Below are 16,880 nucleotides of genomic sequence, written 5' to 3' on the forward strand. Positions count from 1 at the left end.
TTTCAGCAAGATTGGAAATTGGAACATAGATTATGACGAATCAGGATATCCACGCTCACCGCATCCTCATCCTCGATTTCGGATCCCAGTACACTCAGCTGATCGCCCGGCGGGTGCGCGAGGCCGGTGTCTATTGCGAAATCTGGCCTTATGACAACTGCGAAACGACCATCCGGGAACAGCATCCCAGCGGGATCATCCTCTCCGGTGGGCCGGAGTCGGTGACGGCCGAGGATACCCCGCGTGCCCCCGCCCTGGTATTCGAACTGGGGGTGCCGGTGCTGGGTATCTGTTACGGCATGCAGACCATGGCGGCGCAACTGGGGGGCAAGGTGGCTGGCTCCGAGGCCCATGAGTATGGCTATGCCCAGGTGCGCGCCCGGGGGCATTCAAAGCTGCTACGGGATATCGAGGATCATACGACAACCGAAGGCTATGGCCTGCTGGACGTCTGGATGAGTCACGGTGACCGGGTCGAGGCGCTGCCGGAAGGCTTCACGGTGATCGCCGAAACCGACAACGCACCGCTGGCCGGCATGGCCGACGAGGCGCGCGGTTTCTACGGCATCCAGTTTCACCCGGAGGTGACCCACACCCGTCAGGGTGGGCGTATCCTCGAACGTTTCCTGTTCGAGATCTGCGGCTGCGAGGCGTTGTGGAACCCGGCCAGCATTATCCAGGACAGCATCGACCAGGTCCGTGCACAAGTGGGAACGGAGGGCAAGGTGCTGCTGGGGCTCTCCGGCGGGGTCGACTCCTCGGTGGTGGCGGCCATGCTGCACAAGGCGATCGGTGACCGGCTCACCTGCATCTTCGTCGATAACGGCCTGCTGCGGTTGCACGAGGGGGATCAGGTGATGGCCACCTTCGCCCAGCACATGGGCGTAAAGGTGATCCGGGTCGATGCCGAGGAGCGTTTCCTTAACGCCCTGGCCGGCGAGAGCGATCCGGAGAAGAAGCGCAAGATCATCGGCAACCTGTTCATCGACATCTTCGAAGAGGAGGCGACCAGGATCCAAGGGGTCGAGTACCTGGCCCAGGGGACCATCTATCCCGACGTGATCGAATCAGCCGGTGCCAAGTCGGGCAAGGCCCACGTCATCAAGTCGCACCACAACGTGGGCGGCCTGCCCGACTACATGAAGCTGCAGCTGGTGGAGCCGCTACGCGAGCTGTTCAAGGACGAGGTGCGCAAGATCGGCGTCGAGCTGGGGCTGCCCTCGGAGATGGTCTACCGCCACCCCTTCCCCGGTCCCGGCCTGGGGGTGCGTATCCTCGGCGAGGTGAAAAAGTCCTACGCCAATCTGCTGCGCCAGGCGGATCACATCTTTATCCAGGAGCTGCGTAATCACGACCTCTACGACCAGGTGAGCCAGGCGTTTGCCGTGTTCCTGCCGGTGAAATCGGTGGGCGTGGTGGGAGACGCGCGTCGTTACGAGTACGTGGTGTCGCTGCGCGCCGTGGAGACGGTGGACTTCATGACCGCCCGCTTCGCTCACCTGCCGTTCGAGTTCCTGGAGCTGGTGTCGCGGCGCATCATCAACGAAGTCACCGGTATCTCGCGGGTGGCCTACGACATCTCCAGCAAGCCGCCGGCGACCATCGAGTGGGAGTGACATGGATTAGTAACATATTGAATTATAAGAATAAAAACAATCAAATTGATAATATAAACGGCATCATCAATGGTATTTTTTATGGTATTTTCAGTGCGCTGTAACGCAAAAACCAGCGATACCATGAGAGGCAGATGTGTACTGTCATGGTATTTTTTGGCGCTCGGCCAAGTAGGCTATTGATGACGGCTTTTAGGAGCCCCAGAGTGTGGACAGGGGAGCAGCCCACTGGTTGCTACCCAGAGGCATTGTTTCATCACCATCGTACAGCAGCACGCCTGCTGTGAACTGATCGCCGGCCAGGCTGGCGAGTTTTTTCAATCCACGCAGATCTCGTTCTTTAACGGTGGCAGATGCTTTTACTTCGATGCCTAACAGTTGTCCTGCGCTATTCTCAATCACCACATCAACCTCGTACTTGTCCGCATCCCGGTAGTACAGTAGCCGATAATCATCATCAGAGGTTGCCGTGTGTTTGAGTAATTCACTGAACACAAAGCTTTCCAGAATGTGCCCGTAGCCTGTTTTGTCCAAATCAACATCTTTGTGGCCGATGTTGGTGAGTACGCTCAACAAACCGGAGTCGATGAACTGAAGCTTGGGGGTCTTGACCACGCGTTTCAAGCGATTACGTGCCCATACATCGATTCGTTTGAGAAGGTACATTTGTTCAAAGACACTGATGTAGCGAGAGACCGTCTTGCCATCAAGACCGACCTGGCCGCCTAACTCGGAGTAGTTGCACATCTGGCCAGCGGTCTGCGCCAGTGCGCGCAGAAAACGTGGCAATTGATCCAGTTTATCGATTTCGGCGACATCGCGGACGTCGCGTTGAAGAATGGCGTTTATGTACTGCCGAGCCCAGGCAGTACGTCGTTTTTCCGTTGGTCTTGCAACCGCTTCCGGGTAGCCGCCGCGTAGAACGCGCTCGACCAGATTGCTGCCGAGTACAGGGGGATTCGATGTCAGGATTTCTCCGGCAAAAACGCGATCTATCCAGTTTGCCGGTCTGTTCTCGATTTCACTCTGCGACAGGGGTAAAAGCATCAGAGTTTCCATACGCCCGGCCAGTGAATCTGCAACCGTGGGTAGCGCCATCAGATTGGCTGAGCCAGTCAGCAGAAAGCGCCCGGGTCGACGATCCTCATCGACGCTTTTCTTGATAGCCAGAAGCAACTCGGGCGCTCGTTGGATTTCATCGATGACGGCGCGATCCAGATTGCGAATCATGCCGACCGGGTCTTCACGCGCTGACAACAGTGTCAGTTCATCATCCAGGGTCAGGTAGTGCAGTCCCCGTTCGGCGATTTGGCGTACCAGGGTCGTTTTGCCAGCCTGGCGTGGCCCGGCAAGCAAAACCACGGGTGTATCCTGTAAGGCCTCATCAATTCGTGGTTCAATCCAACGTGGATACAGGGATGGTGTATTCATAGCGGAACAATATCTTAAATTACGGAATATATCAACGAAAATTACGGAATATATCAACGAAAATTACGGAATAATGAGGCGGTCAACAAGGAAGCTGAGAGGTGTGTGCGAACTATCCGAATCGGGGAAGGGAGGGGGAGTGCTGGTAATCAATAGGCAATTTTTTCGAGCATTTTAAAGGATTTTCTGAGCATGGTATTTTTCATGGTATTACCGTTTGGCAGGAAAATAAGCCATTGATAATAAAAGATAAAAATGGCTTATTTACAATCGAGTGGGAGTAGGTTTTCTGCAACATATTGTTTTTAATAGAATATTTTTTGTTTCATTGATTGTCTAGATTACATTATCAATAAGAATTATCTTCTCTACGCGACCTTTGCATAGTTAAGCCAGCCAAGGTATCCAGGCGGAATTGGTCAGGTTAAATCGTGGGTTACGTGCTGGATAAAGCGTGATTAAGACGATCACCAAGTGAAACCCTGAAGCCTTCCAGCATTCGTTTTCAGAGAAGTACGTAAAAGGCCAGTCATTACGTACTTCTCTGCGGTTACCTTTCGCCAACTATTGCGCCAGTCTTGACCGTTCCCGGCCTATGAGATGTGGCGTTAAAACCCCCTCGTTGATCAAATCGGGCTCGGCGGCGAAGACGCTGAATTGCATCAATCGCAGACGCACCGTCTGCTGGGGAACGAACTGTTTCACGTCGTGATGCAAGTGGGGCACTTCAACGGAAAGGCGTTGGCCTGTAGGCGGGATTTCCACAGTTACTCTGACTATCGGTCCTGTTCGTTGTACGTTCAGAACGGTGACATCCAGTCCGGGATCGCTGACGCCGGCTACACGCAGATCACCCGGTCTCACGTAGAGGGTAACGTTACCGGTTTGATTGCCGTTGTAACGGGCGATCTGTTGGCCGCCAACGATGAGGTGGTCATCCTGCAACTTTGCGGGAATGCGATTGGTACTACCGAGAAAATCGAATACCAGCGGCGATGCAGGTCGTTCATAGACTTCATCGACACTGCCAACCTGGGCAATTTTTCCACCGCTCATGATGACCACTCTATCCGCCAGCTCCAACGCTTCCTCCTGATCGTGGGTGACGAACAGGGTGGTGACCCCCGTCTTCTGGTGCAGCTCACGCAACCACTGCCGCAATTCCTTGCGGACTTTGGCGTCGAGAGCGCCGAAGGGTTCGTCCAGCAACAGGACTTTGGGCTCGATGGCCAATGCTCGGGCCAGTGCCACGCGTTGGCGCTGGCCGCCGGAGAGCTGGTGGGGGTAGCGGTCGCCCAGTCCCGACAGTTGTACCAGGTCCAGCAATTCGTCAGCACGGCGACGGATGACTGCTTTGTCGGGGCGTGTCTCGCCCTTGCGAACCCGGAGGCCGAAGCTGACATTGTCCCGCACGGTCATGTGCTTGAATAAGGCATAGTGCTGAAACACAAACCCGATCTGACGTTTGCGCAGTGGGATCGCGACGACGTCCTCACCACCAAAGTACACCGCGCCGCCATCGGCAAATTCCAGGCCGGCGATAATTCGCAGCAGTGTGGTTTTGCCTGAACCCGATGGCCCCAGCAGGGCGATCAATTCACCGGATTCGATATGCAGATCAATGTTGTCCAGCGCCTTGAACTGACCGAACTGCTTGTCGATAGTGTTCAGTGTGATATCCATTATAGTGTCCTCAAAAATCAATCAGTATCTGTTGGTCAGTGTTTGTGGCTCTGCGACAAGGCTTCGCCGTGGCGTGTTTCCAGCAGTGATTTCAGGCCCAGGGTCAGCAAGGCCAGCGATGCGAGTACCGAGGCCATGGCGAAGGCGGCGGCGAAGTTGTATTCGTTATAGAGAATCTCCACATGCAGGGGCATGGTGTTGGTCTCGCCGCGGATGTGCCCGGAGACTACCGATACCGCACCAAACTCACCCATCGCCCGTGCATTACACAGCAATACTCCATACAGCAGGCCCCAGCGCACATTGGGCAGGGTCACATGCCAGAAGGTTTGCCAGCCATTGGCACCCAGGCTGAGTGCGGCCTGTTCGTCATCGGTGCCCTGTTCCTGCATGAGAGGGATCAACTCCCTGGCCACAAACGGAAAGGTCACAAAAATTGTCGCCAATACGATGCCCGGTAACGCAAAAATGATCTGAATATTGGTGTCGGCGATCAGCCCCGCGGCCCAGCCACTTTCGCCAAACATTAGTATATAGATCAGACCCGCTACCACCGGGGATACCGAAAACGGCAAGTCGATCAGGGTAATCAGCAGCGTTTTGCCGCGAAACTCAAACTTGGCCACCGCCCAGGCGGCGGCAACGCCGAACACCAGATTGAGCGGCACCGAAATACCCGCTGCTATCAGCGTGAGTTTGATGGCGGCGAGGGCGTCAGGCTCGGTGAGTGCCTCGGCATAGGTGCCGATGCCATTGCGCAGCGCTTCAAAAAAGACAGAAATCAGCGGCAGCAACAGAAACAACAGCAAAAACAGCAGGGCACCAGCGATCAGCAGTTGGCGCATGCCAGCAGATTCGGTCACGGCACTGTGGTTGGCTTTGACGGATAAGGTCGTGCTCATTGTTTAGCTCCTTGCACCGGCAACGCCAGCGACTGATTGCGGACTTTGTGGCGATTACTCCAGGCCTGCAGGCTATTGATGACAAACAGCATCACAAAGGCGATGACCAGCATGGCTGCGGCGACGACGGTGGCGCCGGCGTAGTCGAATTCTTCCAGCCGTATCACGATCAGCAGGGGCGCGATCTCCGAGACATAGGGCAGGTTGCCCGCGATAAAAATCACAGAGCCGTATTCGCCAACGCCGCGGGCAAAGGCGAGGGCAAAGCCGGTGAGCAGGGAGGGCAGTAGGCTGGGCAGTAACACCAAACGGATGGTCTGCCAGCGGCTGGCGCCCAACGAGGCAGCGGCTTCTTCCAGCTCTTTTTCCATGTCCCGTAACACCGGTTCAACGGTGCGCACGACAAACGGCAAGCCGATAAAGAGCAGTGCAATAATGATACCGACCGGAGTAAACGCGATTTTGATACCCAGTGGCTCCAGCCATTGGCCGACCCAGCCGTTGCCGGCGTAGAGTGCGGTCAGCGCAATACCGGCTACCGCGGTAGGCAAGGCAAAGGGCAGGTCGATCATGGTGTCGAACAGACGCTTGCCGGGAAAGTCGTAGCGCACAAATACCCAGGCGACCAGGGTGCCGAAAATCGCATTCAGAGCTGCGGCAATCAGCGCCGTGCCAAAGGAGAGTGTCAGCGCGCTAAGGACCCGTTCGGAGCGAAGGATGGCCCAAATTTCCGCCAAACCCAGTTCGGCGGCTTTAAAAAATACGCCCGCCAACGGAATCAGCACGATCAGACTGAGATAAACCAGGGTATATCCGAGCGCCAGGTGGAAGCCAGGTAGCGCGGATCGAGATGTGAATGTCATGAGAGTAGGTAGCCTCCGATGAAGCAATGTGTCGAATAGGGTTTATTGCTGCGTTCAGGCATAGAGCAACCGCATCGGTGCTGTGGAGTGACGAGCCACTTCGTGACCGTGCCCCCAGTGTTGAGTTGCTCCATGGCTCAATGCGACCTTCTCGCACAGAGCTTCTGTGATCTGCTCAATCCAGGGCCAGGGGCCGAAACCCGCATCGACATTGATATGGCCCATTGGACCGGCATCGTGAAAGGGCAGTCGCCAGCGTTTCGCCCAGGCGTGGGCGTGCTGCAGCTTCATCCAGGGATCATTGTGACTACCCACGACCAATCCGGGGGTATTGAGCGCATTTTCCGGCAGAGACCAGGCAATACTGAGCTCGCGGGGCTGCGCAGGATTGCGCGGCCCCGACAGGGCGAAGCGCTGCGGGTCGGCAGGGGCCACCAGAATTACACCGGCCACGCGACGCGGGCGGTGGGCGATGGCCAGTGCACTGGCAAGGCAGCCGAAGCTGTGCGCCACAATGATGCTGGGATAGGAGTGGTTATCCAGTTCATTGATCACGGCCTCCGCCCAACGGTGCAGAGCGGGTACTTCCCAGTCGATACCGGTGACGCGACGGGCTTGTGGTAATCGTGTTTCCAGCCAGCTCTGCCAATGGGCGTCGCCGCTGCCGTGGTACCCTGGTACGATCAATACATTGGTGCACATGTCGTTATCATCCTTTTTGCTTCGATAGGTCATTGTTGCTGTCAAGCCGGAGCGAAACTGGCCAGCGCCACTTCGGTGGATTTGAACAGAGCGATTACCTGGCTGCCGGGTTTGAGCCCCAGATCATCCACCGAGCTGGTGGAAACAATAGAGGTAATGATGCCGTTGCCGATATCTACCTCTACTTCCGAGACTACATCGCCGCGTTTGATGCGCTTGACGTTGCCCTGGAACTGATTGCGTGCGTTGATGGCTGAAATAGTCATAGTGTTATCCTCTGGTGTCAGCCGGACCATTGTCCGACTGATGGTTTCATGAGGTGTATCAGCGCGGGGTGTAGATCTGATCGAACACGCCGCCGTCAAGAAAATGGGTTTTCTGCGCTTTTTGCCAGCCGCCAAATTGCTCATCCACAGTAATCAGGTCCAGCTTCGGAAAACGGGCCAGGTCTTTGGCGACGGCAAACTCCGGCAGAAACGGGCGGTAGTAGTGCTTTGCTACAAGCCTTTGTGCATAGGGTGTATACAAAAACTCCAGGTAGGCCTTGGCCACCGCTTCGTTACCATGCTTTTTGGCATTGCCATCCACCACGGTTACCGGCGGTTCCGCTTTGATGGAAACAGAAGGCACCACGATTTCGAACTTGTCAGGACCGAGTTCATTTACCGCGAGGAACGCCTCATTTTCCCACGCCAGCAAGACATCGCCGATACCGCGTTGCACGAAGGTATTGGTAGATCCCCGCGCACCGGTATCCAGCACCGGCACATTGCGGTAGATTTTGCCTACGAAATCCTGTGCGGCTTTATCGCTGCTGAACTTGTTTTTCGCGAAGGCATAGGCGGCGAGATAGTTCCAGCGTGCGCCACCGGAGGTTTTCGGGTTGGGTGTAATCACTTGCACACCATCGCGCACCAGGTCATCCCAATCGCGAATGTTTTTCGGGTTGCCCTTGCGTACCAGTAGCACGATCGTTGAGGTGTAGGGCGCACTGTTGTTGGGCAATCGCGACTGCCAGTCCTTCGGTATTTTTCCGGTTTTTTCCCCGATAGCGTCGATATCATAAGCCAGCGCCAGGGTTACCACGTCGGCGGCCAGCCCGTCGATCACTGCCCGTGCCTGCTTGCCGGCGCCGCCGTGGGATTGTTTGATGCTGATATCCTTGCCGGTTTTGAATTTCCAATAATCGGAAAACTCTTCGTTGTATTCCTTATACAGTTCACGCGTTGGATCGTAGGACACGTTGAGCAGTTCTGCGGCACTTGCCAGCTGTGAGAAGCTCGTGAAGGCGATAAGCGATGAAGCGGCTAGCAGACTTAGCTTTCGTGATATTGATGTGATCATTGTCGTATTCCTCTGGTTAATGTTTGTCAAAATTCAAATAGGGGTTAAATATCGATCTGCGCCCGCAGCACAAAGCTGCCGGGTTTTTTGTCGTCGTACTGGTTACCAGTGCGATCGAGGACCAGGACCTTATTTGGATAGTGTTTTCATTGTTGAAAATGTCCTGTTTTGGCTAAGGCGGCTTCCGGCGATCCGGTCAGTCACGGGTAGTGGATTCAGAGGTCGCCACAGAGGGTCGGCGCTCCTTGTCAAAACGCAGTTTCTCGCGTCGCTCGATCTGTACGATGCGGCCTTGATGCACGGTGATTTCCACGGCGCCAAACTCCAGGTCATCCAGGGCATCGATAATGCGGCGCAGGGTATGCGTGCCTTCGTTGGCAGGATTGGCGGTCTGGCGGTTCATGATTTTCCCTTGCTTGCGGTTTGTATGGCACTGAACCTATTACAAGCTTTATGCCAAATCCGATATGGCTTTTTAACTAATTGATATGTATGTAAAGTATTAATAGTTATTTCTATATAACTGAAAAAACATTGTTATTTGATGAATTAAATCGTTATATCTGTCGCTCGCATATCAAATAAAAAGATTTTCTTGTTTCTCTATGAATGAAAATCAATTGCTCGCCCTCTGGGCCGAAGCGGGTCGTCACGCAGTGCTTGAAACGACACTGCCGGTATTTATCCATCTGCTACAGGATCGACTGCCGTTGGTTGAGGTCAGCCTCTACGATGCCGGTCTGGAGCCGTTCGGGCTTGATCTGATATACCGCTGGAGACCGCAAGCGAAACTGGAATCGCTGCATCACTCGATTGACCTGTCGCCCGCATTACAAAAGTCGCTGCTTGCCTGGTTGGCCGCGGGTGAGATTTGTGTCAGTGAAAGCGCCGATGCGACACCTGAATGTTTGGCGGTGTTGGTTCAGGAACAAGGCGAGGACTCGGATTACTTTGCCCCCCTTGCGCTAAGTGCTGGGGGGCACGGGCTGTTGTTTTTGCGGATTCGTCGGGAGGTGTTCTCCAGTGCGGAGTTGGCCCTGCTGGATGCATTAATACAGCCATTGACCGTGATGATCGACAATGACCACCGGTTGCGGGAAATTCAGCGGCTGCGCGCAGCGGCGGAGGCTGACAGGGATACCTTGCTAACGCGGCTTGGCCGCACCTCGCTCTCGTCAGAGGCAATTATCGGTGTTGACGGCGGGTTGCGGACCGTCATGCAGCGAGTAGGGCAAGTGGCGCCGACGGACGCCAGTGTGCTGATTTTGGGTGAGACCGGCTCTGGCAAAGAGGTGATTGCCCGTGCCATTCATGAGCGATCCCGGCGCCATGGCGCTCCGTTTATACGGGTCAACTGCGGCGCCTTACCCTCAGAGCTGATTGATACGGAATTGTTTGGCCACGAGAAAGGCAGTTTTACCGGCGCGATGGCAGCCCACCGCGGCTGGTTCGAGCGCGCCGATGGCGGCACGCTGTTTCTCGACGAAATCGGTGAGTTGCCCTTGGCGGCACAGGTACGGCTGCTGCGGGTATTGCAGGATGGCGTGTTGCAGCGGGTCGGCAGTGAAAACTCAATCCAGGTGGACGTTCGTGTCGTTGCCGCCACCCACCGGGATCTACCACACATGGTGAAGAATGGCGAGTTCCGCGAGGATCTGTGGTATCGGCTGGCCGTGTTCCCCATTATTCTTCCCGCGCTGCGTGAACGACTCGAGGATATAGAGCCGCTGGCCCAGCATTGTATTGAACGTGCCGCTCAGCGACTCGGTGTGCCGATTCCGCCGTTACACAAGTCGGACATTGATCGGCTACGCGATTACGACTGGCCGGGCAACGTGCGTGAGCTGGGCGCCGTATTGGAGCGCGCGGTCATTCTTGGTCGCGGTCATCATCTCGATCTCCATGCCGCCCTGGGCGTGCAATTGCTGAGGCCGGGAAGCCACGATAACTTCCCGGACACCGCCATCAACGAGAGCGCCGCGATTGAGCCTTTGGATACGGTAATTTCTGCCCACCTGAAACGCACCCTCACCAGAACCCGAGGTCGGGTCGATGGCGCCCAAGGAGCGGCCAGTCTACTCGGGCTTAACCCCAATACGTTGCGGGGAAAGCTCCGACGGTATCGTATCGATCCCGCCAAATACCGGCAGCGGTAACGCAATCAGACATCGCGGCTTTTGCCAATACAAAAACGTAAAAAGAGACTCAAAACATGACGGCGGAAATGTTATTCACCCTGGCAGTGGTAGTCGGCGTGCTGGTGGCTCTGGCCAGCAATCGGGTGCCCGCAGAGATTGCCATGATGGCGGCGATGGTGGCGGTATTAATAGGTGGCGTTATTGACACCGGGCAGGCGCTGGTGGGATTTTCCAACGCGGGAATGATGACAGTGGCGGTGCTGTATGTGGTGGCTGCGGCCCTGCGGGATACTGGCGCCATTTTTTGGATTGCTCACAAATTGCTGGGACAACCTAAAACCCTATTGGCGAGTCAGATGCGTTTGATTCTGCCGACCTCCTTTTTAAGCGCCTTTCTCAACAACACTACCGTCGTTGCCATCATGATTCCGGCGGTACAGGAGTGGGCGCAGCGCCTGAAGATGTCACCCTCAAAATTGCTGCTCCCGCTGAGTTACGCCGCCATTTTGGGCGGTACCTGTACCCTGATTGGTACCAGTACCAACCTGGTGGTTGATGGCCTCATGCAGGACCGCGGTTTCCCCGGTCTTCACATCTTTGATCTGGCCTGGGTCGGCGTGCCGTTGCTGCTCGCAGGCTCAGCGTTTTTGATGCTGTTTGGTCGCAGGTTGTTGCCGGAGCGCGAAGGCCTGATTGAGCAATTGGAGCACGCCCGTGAATACCATGTGGAAATGGTAATCCCCCCGGGTAGCCCCTTGCGCAACAAATCGATTCGTGATGCCGGCTTGCGTAATTTGCAACACGGTTACCTTACGGACATCACCCGCGGTGAAAAGCTTTACACGGCCGTCGGCCCGGATATGCAGTTGCAGGAAGGCGATCAGCTGGCTTTCATTGGTGCCCCCGCCTGTGCCCGTGAGCTGCAACGCATCAACGGCCTGGTTCCTGCCCATGGCGGTGCCCACAAGCTGCAACTTAATCATCACCAACGCTGTCTGGTCGAAGTGGTGTTGGGGGCGGAGTTTCCCGGCTTGAGCAAGACGGTAAAAGAAGCGGAATTTCGCTCCCGCTATCAAGCCGCTATTTTGAGTATCAGTCGTGGCGGACAGCGCCTGTCAGGCAAAGTGGGCGATATCACCCTGAAAGTAGGCGATACCTTGCTACTGGAAACCAGTGAGGCTTTCGTTGAGCAGTATCAGTATCGCAGGGATTTTATGCTGGTCAGCCCGCTGCGGGATTCCACACCGCCAAACTTTTCCAAGGCGCCACTGGCAACGGGCATTCTGAGTGCGATGGTGGTAATCAATGTCCTGGGGTTCATGTCTGTGCTGGAGGTGGCTTTGTTGGCTGCTGGCCTGTTGCTGGTAACCGGTTGCGTGACCGTCAACCGTGCGCGGATGAATGTCAGCGTCAATTTACCGGTTTTGGTGGTTATCGGTGCAGCCTTTGCCTTGGGGACCGCGCTGGAGGAGAGCGGGGCAGCCGCCTGGATCGTAGATATCCTGCTCAGTGGTGGCATTGAGAATCCATGGCTGGCGTTGTTGCTGTTTTATCTCGTCACCAGCCTTTTTACCGAGGTGATTACCAATAACGCGGCAGCAGTCTTATTGTTTCCTATAGCAACCGGTGTCGCCGAGCAGCTGGGCGTCAGCCCCATGCCCTTTATCATTGCGGTTATGTTTGGCGCCAGCGCAAGCTTCCTGACGCCGTTAGGGTATCAAACCAACCTGATGGTCATGGGGCCGGGCGGCTACCGGTTTACCGACTACCTGAGGATTGGTGTGCCGATGTCCTTTTTGGCCACGGCGGTTACTACTCTGCTGATACCTATGATCTGGCCATTTCATTGATGGGCAGGTAGTGTTGGCCAATGCTGTGGCATGTTGCGAAAAATGCAGGTTCTGTAGAATAAGCCACGCTTATCCTGTGAATTTTTAAGAAATTACTGAGCATGGTATTTTTCATGGTATTGTGAATATGTCGATTTGTAAGTATCTGTAAATAAATAAAAATAAGTGCTTATTTACAATCGAGTGGGAGTGACATGGGTTGGTAACATATTGAATTATAAGAATAAAAAAAATCAAATTGATAATATAAGCTGCATCATCAATGGTATTTTTCATGGTATTTTCAGCGCGCTGTAACGCAAAAACCAGCGATACCATGAGAGGCAGATTGATGTTGTTATGGTATTAACGGAGTTCAGATTTCGCTTCTCGAACGAGCGTGGCGTGATTATGCAGGTGGGTGCGGTTTATATCGTTGCCTACCCCCATTTCCGAAAAGCGTGTCGTTGTTATTTCAACGCCTGCCAACCTGGTACGGCTTTGGCAAATTCTTCCTGGAAAGCCGGGCGCTTTATGTTGTCCCGTTTGATTTTGATGGCGAAATCTCGCCAGCGCGGCGCATCGTGCAGTACATCAACCAACACGTGGTGGACCTTCTTCATTACCTGTGCCTTGCGGGCGTATTCCTTGCGCGGGGCGTTAGTCTTGAGGTTGCCGAGGCCCGATAAATAGTATTTGAGAATTGCCTCGGGATACCTGCCTTCGAGGCGCCTGGCGGTCTGCAGTTCATAGGCGCTGTCCCAGGCGTAGAGGGGATAGCGGCTTCGGGTCAGCACGGCTACCGCTTCCTCATGCTCTTTGCGGTGCATGCGGATGCGGAGTTGCTCCGTGTCCCAGGCGTTCTCCAGCTGCGCAAGAATTTTCGCTTCGTAACGCTTCCATTCGGCGACCGTGCACAGTTTTCGAAATGCCTTGTACTTGTCACAGGTCAGGTGATCGATTGTCTGATCGAATTGTAGCGCCAGGTAGCGTTCGCGGTTGCCGGCGGATTTGAGCCGCTTGGCAACGAACTGGCGCAATTCATCCATGCGGCCCTTTCCGCGGAGCAGCCCTTCTTCCGCAATCTCCATGGCCTTCTGCTTCTCACCGGCCTTCCAGTGGAAATCAGCCAGGTCGTGATAATCGGTGCCGGTGGCCAGTTTGCGCTGGCGTAGTCCGAGATATTTTTCCCGGTTACCGAGTCGGCGATAGATACGGCGGGCATGGTCGAGTTTCCAGTCTCCACCCATGGTCTCGAAGGCTTCCGCCAGTGCCCGCCAATCGTCGTCGGTATAACAGGCAGCATAGGCCACATCGTAGAGATCGTCGTCAAGGCCGGCATTGCCACTCTCGATATAGGGCAGGACGTTGTTGAGAAGTTGTTGCCGGTAGGCCGCTTCGGTCTTTTTCCGGGAAAGTGCCTGTGCGATCTCCTGCAACAGGCTTGAGACATGGATGTCGACGTCATAATCACCGCCGCCGTAGGCATCCAGCTCATCCAGGTCCGGGGTAAGTTCGTCCCACAAGGCCAGCAGTTTTTCTCCCTCGGACTGTTTCTTCCGGCTGGGAGACAGGGCAGTGTGCCTGTTCAGGTAGTCGAGGCATTCGCGGCGGACATCGGGGCGCGTGCCTGCCACGCGGACGAGCAGATCGACCAGCTTGGTTTTCGGTGCGGTCTCCAGCAAGGTGGCCAGCGGGTCATTTTGTTTGCGTTTTCTCGCCATGTGGCTTTACTTGGCGAGCTGAAATTGAACGATCTGGCCCAGCAACGGCAGGGCCTTCACCCGATACTCGCGACACAGGAATTCGTCGGAAGCCGGTTCCACCGTCGCCAATCCCAGGAAGCCCGCGAAATGCACCAGCGAGCGCCAGGTGTAGCAGTTGCGAACAGACTCATCGGGGGAAAATACCTGGCTCGGTGGCACTTCATCCAGCAGCATGGGAAAGGCGCGTAAGAAGGCGTCGTCATAAAATACCTGTGGCCGCCAGGTGTCACCGTAGCGGGTAAGCAGATAAAGTGTGAACAGGAAGGCGCTCTGCATGAGTCGCAATTCGGGATAGCCGTCCCGGTATGCCCAGTTGAACTGTTCGGCATAGACCCTGAACAGTGTGGGATAGATGGCGCTCATGCCGTCCCTGGCCAACAGCCGGCGGCAGTCGCGACTGAGGATGAACCGGCCCCTGTATTTACGGATCAGCCCCGCCAGTTCGGCCACAAGGCGGGTGACATGCAGATCATCAAAATCCTCCTCCCGATTAATGCCGCCATAACGGGTTTTTTCCTGATACCGCTGCTCACCCCAATAGGCCAGCGCGGCCTCGCGGCAGAAGTTGCGCGGCAGATTGCCCTTGGCGGTCGGTTTGAGGCCCTGCTCGCCGATGGCGTCCGTCAATAGCCCGAACAGGGTCAGTATCGGTGCTGTCGGGTTGGCATCGAGCACCTCCGGAAAGTGGACCAGTCCCGGCGATGCGAACGGAAGATTCAGTATTTGGTGCATCTGCTCGGGCGATAAACCGTGAAACTCGTCCCGTGGCCGCCGGTTCTGTTCTTGAGCATGCCGGGCGACAAATGCCTGCGCTTCTTCCAGTGAGTTGAATTGCCGGCCTTCGAGCGCTTTTCGCAAGAGTTCGGACATGCCTGCCGCGCCCTGACCGGATGCCGTGCTGTTCTCCTTGCCCATGCAGCAGTGCTTGAATTTCTTTCCGCTGCCGCAAGGGCAAGGATCATTGCGTCCGATGCCCGGTATTTTCATATCACAATCTGCTCGGAATTGATCTCATACCACGGTAGTACAGTGACATCGGAACGTATCTGCCGGCTGTCGCCGCCGTAAACCAGCCAGGCCTTTCCGGCGTTATCACCTGCCAGGTTTTTCCAAAACTCAAGCCCCTTGAAGTAATCCTTGTTGATAGTTTGCCCGGATTTGATTTCCAGCGGTGACAGATGGGTTCCATGGTCAATCAGCAGGTCCACCTCATGTCCAGAACGATCACGCCAGAAGTAAAGGTTCGAGGTTTCGCCCGCGTTATAACGGGCCTTAAGCAATTCACCGATGACCCAGGTTTCGAACAGGGCGCCTCGTTGAACGTGGGTAGTCAGCTGCTCGCTGTTCTGGATACCAAGCAGCCAGGTGGCAATGCCGGTATCCAGAAAATAGAGTTTGGGCGTTTTGACCAGACGCTTGTTGAAATTCTGGTGATGCGGTGGCAACAGATGCACGATATAACTGGCTTCCAAGACGGATATCCAGGCTTTGGCTGTGTTATGCGTAATACCACAGTCATTGGCCAGCGAGGAGAGATTGAGCAGTTGTCCTGTCCGGCCCGCGCACAATTTTAAAAAGCGTTGAAAGGTGCCCAGGTCCTGTACCTTGATCAATTGTCGGACATCGCGTTCCAGGTAAGTGCGTACATAGTTTCCTTGCCAAGGGTGTGGTTCGAGTCCGCGGTCGAAGATAGGAGGGTACGCCCCATCGAAGAGTATCTTGTCGACGTTTTTGCCAATTTTTCCTGCGCGTTGTAATTCGCCGTAGGTCATAGGTAACAGCGTCATCAGTGCGGCTCTGCCTGCCAGGCTCTGTGTGATGCCTGATAACAGACCAAACTGCTGGGATCCCGTCAGGATAAATTCACCGGGTTGCTGTCTTTCATCGACGCGTGTCTGAATATAGGAAAACAGGGCAGGGCAGCGTTGCGCCTCATCCAGGATGGCTCCCTCGGTAAACTGGTTCAAAAAACCACGCGGGTCCGTTTCCGCGAATTCTCTTTGATCCAGATCTTCAAGCGAAATATAGCGGTGTTCGGGAAAGGCATGCCGCACCAGGGTGGACTTGCCGGACTGGCGTGGCCCGGTGACGACAACCACTGGATAGCCGCTGGCGAAGTGTTGAAGCCTGGATTCCGCGTTTCGGGGGATGTAGGTCACGATGGTTTCTGGTTGCTTTAAATGCCTATTATTATGCGTGAAAATGGCTAATTGTCAATGTTGTTACCAATTAGCCAGGCGGCGCCTGTTTACGCTGATCCATTACCTGCAGGAGCAAGGGGGGTATATCTGGAAGTCAAAGCCCGGAAGGTAACCTGGGGTGCCATGTGGTGGTGCTCAATCGGCAATTATCTCGAGCATTTTTAAGGATTTTCTGAGCATGGTATTTTTCATGGTATTTCCAATTAGCAGGAAAATAAGCCATTGAATATAAAAGACAAAAATGGCTCATTTACAATCGAGTGGGAGTAGAGTGAATTCTTAACTATTAGAAATATAATAATAAAATTACTTCCATTGATAATGTAATCTGCATCATCAATGGTATTTCTCATGGTATTTGTTGCGGGTAGCAAGGCAGAAAGCGGCGATACCATGAGAGGCAAC

15 protein-coding genes are annotated in these 16,880 nt (G+C 54.9%); 3 read left to right on the plus strand and 12 right to left on the minus strand.

Annotated features, from left to right (window positions below):
• Positions 1–32 precede the first annotated feature (32 nt).
• Complete coding sequence (gene guaA / locus NPX02_RS17505; RefSeq protein WP_260295122.1) at positions 33–1,616, plus strand: glutamine-hydrolyzing GMP synthase; 1,584 nt, start codon at positions 33–35, stop codon at positions 1,614–1,616.
• Between the two features lie 192 nt (positions 1,617–1,808).
• Here the strand turns inward: guaA and NPX02_RS17510 are convergent, their stop codons facing one another.
• The 8 genes from NPX02_RS17510 to NPX02_RS17545 all read right to left on the minus strand — a co-directional run bounded on the left by NPX02_RS17510 (position 1,809) and on the right by NPX02_RS17545 (position 8,944).
• Positions 1,809–2,978 (minus strand): ATP-binding protein, encoded by a 1,170-nt coding sequence (locus NPX02_RS17510; protein WP_335342599.1) that lies wholly within the window; start codon positions 2,976–2,978, stop codon positions 1,809–1,811.
• A gap of 633 nt (positions 2,979–3,611) precedes the next feature.
• Positions 3,612–4,730 (minus strand): sulfate/molybdate ABC transporter ATP-binding protein, encoded by a 1,119-nt coding sequence (locus NPX02_RS17515; protein ID WP_260295124.1) that lies wholly within the window; start codon positions 4,728–4,730, stop codon positions 3,612–3,614.
• Between the two features lie 35 nt (positions 4,731–4,765).
• Positions 4,766–5,632, minus strand: a complete 867-nt coding sequence (cysW, locus tag NPX02_RS17520) for a sulfate ABC transporter permease subunit CysW (RefSeq protein ID WP_260295126.1) — start codon at positions 5,630–5,632, stop codon at positions 4,766–4,768.
• Positions 5,629–6,495 carry a sulfate ABC transporter permease subunit CysT gene (gene cysT / locus NPX02_RS17525; protein WP_260295127.1) on the minus strand — a complete coding sequence of 289 codons (867 nt, stop codon included), beginning with the start codon at positions 6,493–6,495 and terminating at the stop codon, positions 5,629–5,631. Before cysT ends, cysW begins: the two co-directional genes overlap by 4 nt.
• A gap of 54 nt (positions 6,496–6,549) precedes the next feature.
• The gene (locus NPX02_RS17530) at positions 6,550–7,230 is read right to left on the minus strand and encodes an RBBP9/YdeN family alpha/beta hydrolase (protein WP_260295128.1); all 681 of its coding nucleotides are present in this window, start codon (positions 7,228–7,230) and stop codon (positions 6,550–6,552) included.
• An 8-nt stretch (positions 7,231–7,238) separates the two neighbouring features.
• Positions 7,239–7,463, minus strand: coding sequence for a TOBE domain-containing protein (locus NPX02_RS17535; protein WP_260295129.1), 225 nt, complete (start codon positions 7,461–7,463; stop codon positions 7,239–7,241).
• A 58-nt stretch (positions 7,464–7,521) separates the two neighbouring features.
• Complete coding sequence (locus tag NPX02_RS17540; protein ID WP_260295131.1) at positions 7,522–8,541, minus strand: sulfate ABC transporter substrate-binding protein; 1,020 nt, start codon at positions 8,539–8,541, stop codon at positions 7,522–7,524.
• Positions 8,542–8,737: 196 nt separating this feature from the next.
• The gene (locus tag NPX02_RS17545) at positions 8,738–8,944 is read right to left on the minus strand and encodes a YezD family protein (RefSeq protein WP_260295133.1); all 207 of its coding nucleotides are present in this window, start codon (positions 8,942–8,944) and stop codon (positions 8,738–8,740) included.
• A gap of 202 nt (positions 8,945–9,146) precedes the next feature.
• Here NPX02_RS17545 and NPX02_RS17550 point away from each other — a divergent pair, with 202 nt between their 5' ends.
• Both NPX02_RS17550 and NPX02_RS17555 read left to right on the plus strand, forming a co-directional pair.
• A complete protein-coding gene (locus tag NPX02_RS17550) occupies positions 9,147–10,697 on the plus strand; it encodes a sigma-54 interaction domain-containing protein (protein WP_260295134.1) in 1,551 nt (516 codons plus the stop codon).
• 56 nt (positions 10,698–10,753) lie between these two features.
• Complete coding sequence (locus NPX02_RS17555) at positions 10,754–12,529, plus strand: SLC13 family permease (RefSeq protein ID WP_260295135.1); 1,776 nt, start codon at positions 10,754–10,756, stop codon at positions 12,527–12,529.
• A 449-nt stretch (positions 12,530–12,978) separates the two neighbouring features.
• On the opposite strand, the gene NPX02_RS17560 is transcribed toward NPX02_RS17555, so the two are convergent.
• The 4 genes from NPX02_RS17560 to NPX02_RS17575 all read right to left on the minus strand — a co-directional run.
• Positions 12,979–14,232, minus strand: coding sequence for a hypothetical protein (locus NPX02_RS17560; RefSeq protein ID WP_260295137.1), 1,254 nt, complete (start codon positions 14,230–14,232; stop codon positions 12,979–12,981).
• Between the two features lie 6 nt (positions 14,233–14,238).
• Positions 14,239–15,261: a YecA family protein gene (locus NPX02_RS17565; RefSeq protein ID WP_260295138.1), complete on the minus strand. Its 1,023-nt coding sequence runs from the start codon at positions 15,259–15,261 to the stop codon at positions 14,239–14,241.
• Positions 15,258–16,433 (minus strand): ATP-binding protein, encoded by a 1,176-nt coding sequence (locus NPX02_RS17570; RefSeq protein WP_260295139.1) that lies wholly within the window; start codon positions 16,431–16,433, stop codon positions 15,258–15,260. The genes NPX02_RS17565 and NPX02_RS17570 overlap by 4 nt, the downstream gene beginning before the upstream one ends.
• A 245-nt stretch (positions 16,434–16,678) precedes the next feature.
• On the minus strand, positions 16,679–16,880 hold a 202-nt coding region (locus tag NPX02_RS17575; RefSeq protein ID WP_335342600.1), incomplete at its 5' end, for a hypothetical protein.

Origin of the sequence: Sedimenticola hydrogenitrophicus, assembly GCF_025175675.1 — a bacterium.
GTDB lineage: Bacteria > Pseudomonadota > Gammaproteobacteria > Chromatiales > Chromatiaceae > Sedimenticola > Sedimenticola hydrogenitrophicus.

Bases quoted from the DNA above. Each gene is read 5' to 3' on its own strand.
- NPX02_RS17515 (WP_260295124.1), bottom strand. From the start codon at position 4,730: ATGGATATCACACTGAACACTATCGACAAGCAGTTCGGTCAGTTCAAG.
- NPX02_RS17550 (WP_260295134.1), top strand. From the start codon at position 9,147: ATGAATGAAAATCAATTGCTCGCCCTCTGGGCCGAAGCGGGTCGTCAC.
- cysW (WP_260295126.1), bottom strand. From the start codon at position 5,632: ATGAGCACGACCTTATCCGTCAAAGCCAACCACAGTGCCGTGACCGAA.
- NPX02_RS17560 (WP_260295137.1), bottom strand. From the start codon at position 14,232: ATGGCGAGAAAACGCAAACAAAATGACCCGCTGGCCACCTTGCTGGAG.
- NPX02_RS17565 (WP_260295138.1), bottom strand. From the start codon at position 15,261: ATGAAAATACCGGGCATCGGACGCAATGATCCTTGCCCTTGCGGCAGC.
- NPX02_RS17540 (WP_260295131.1), bottom strand. From the start codon at position 8,541: ATGATCACATCAATATCACGAAAGCTAAGTCTGCTAGCCGCTTCATCG.
- NPX02_RS17530 (WP_260295128.1), bottom strand. From the start codon at position 7,230: ATGACCTATCGAAGCAAAAAGGATGATAACGACATGTGCACCAATGTA.
- NPX02_RS17545 (WP_260295133.1), bottom strand. From the start codon at position 8,944: ATGAACCGCCAGACCGCCAATCCTGCCAACGAAGGCACGCATACCCTG.
- guaA (WP_260295122.1), top strand. From the start codon at position 33: ATGACGAATCAGGATATCCACGCTCACCGCATCCTCATCCTCGATTTC.
- cysT (WP_260295127.1), bottom strand. From the start codon at position 6,495: ATGACATTCACATCTCGATCCGCGCTACCTGGCTTCCACCTGGCGCTC.
- NPX02_RS17555 (WP_260295135.1), top strand. From the start codon at position 10,754: ATGACGGCGGAAATGTTATTCACCCTGGCAGTGGTAGTCGGCGTGCTG.
- NPX02_RS17535 (WP_260295129.1), bottom strand. From the start codon at position 7,463: ATGACTATTTCAGCCATCAACGCACGCAATCAGTTCCAGGGCAACGTC.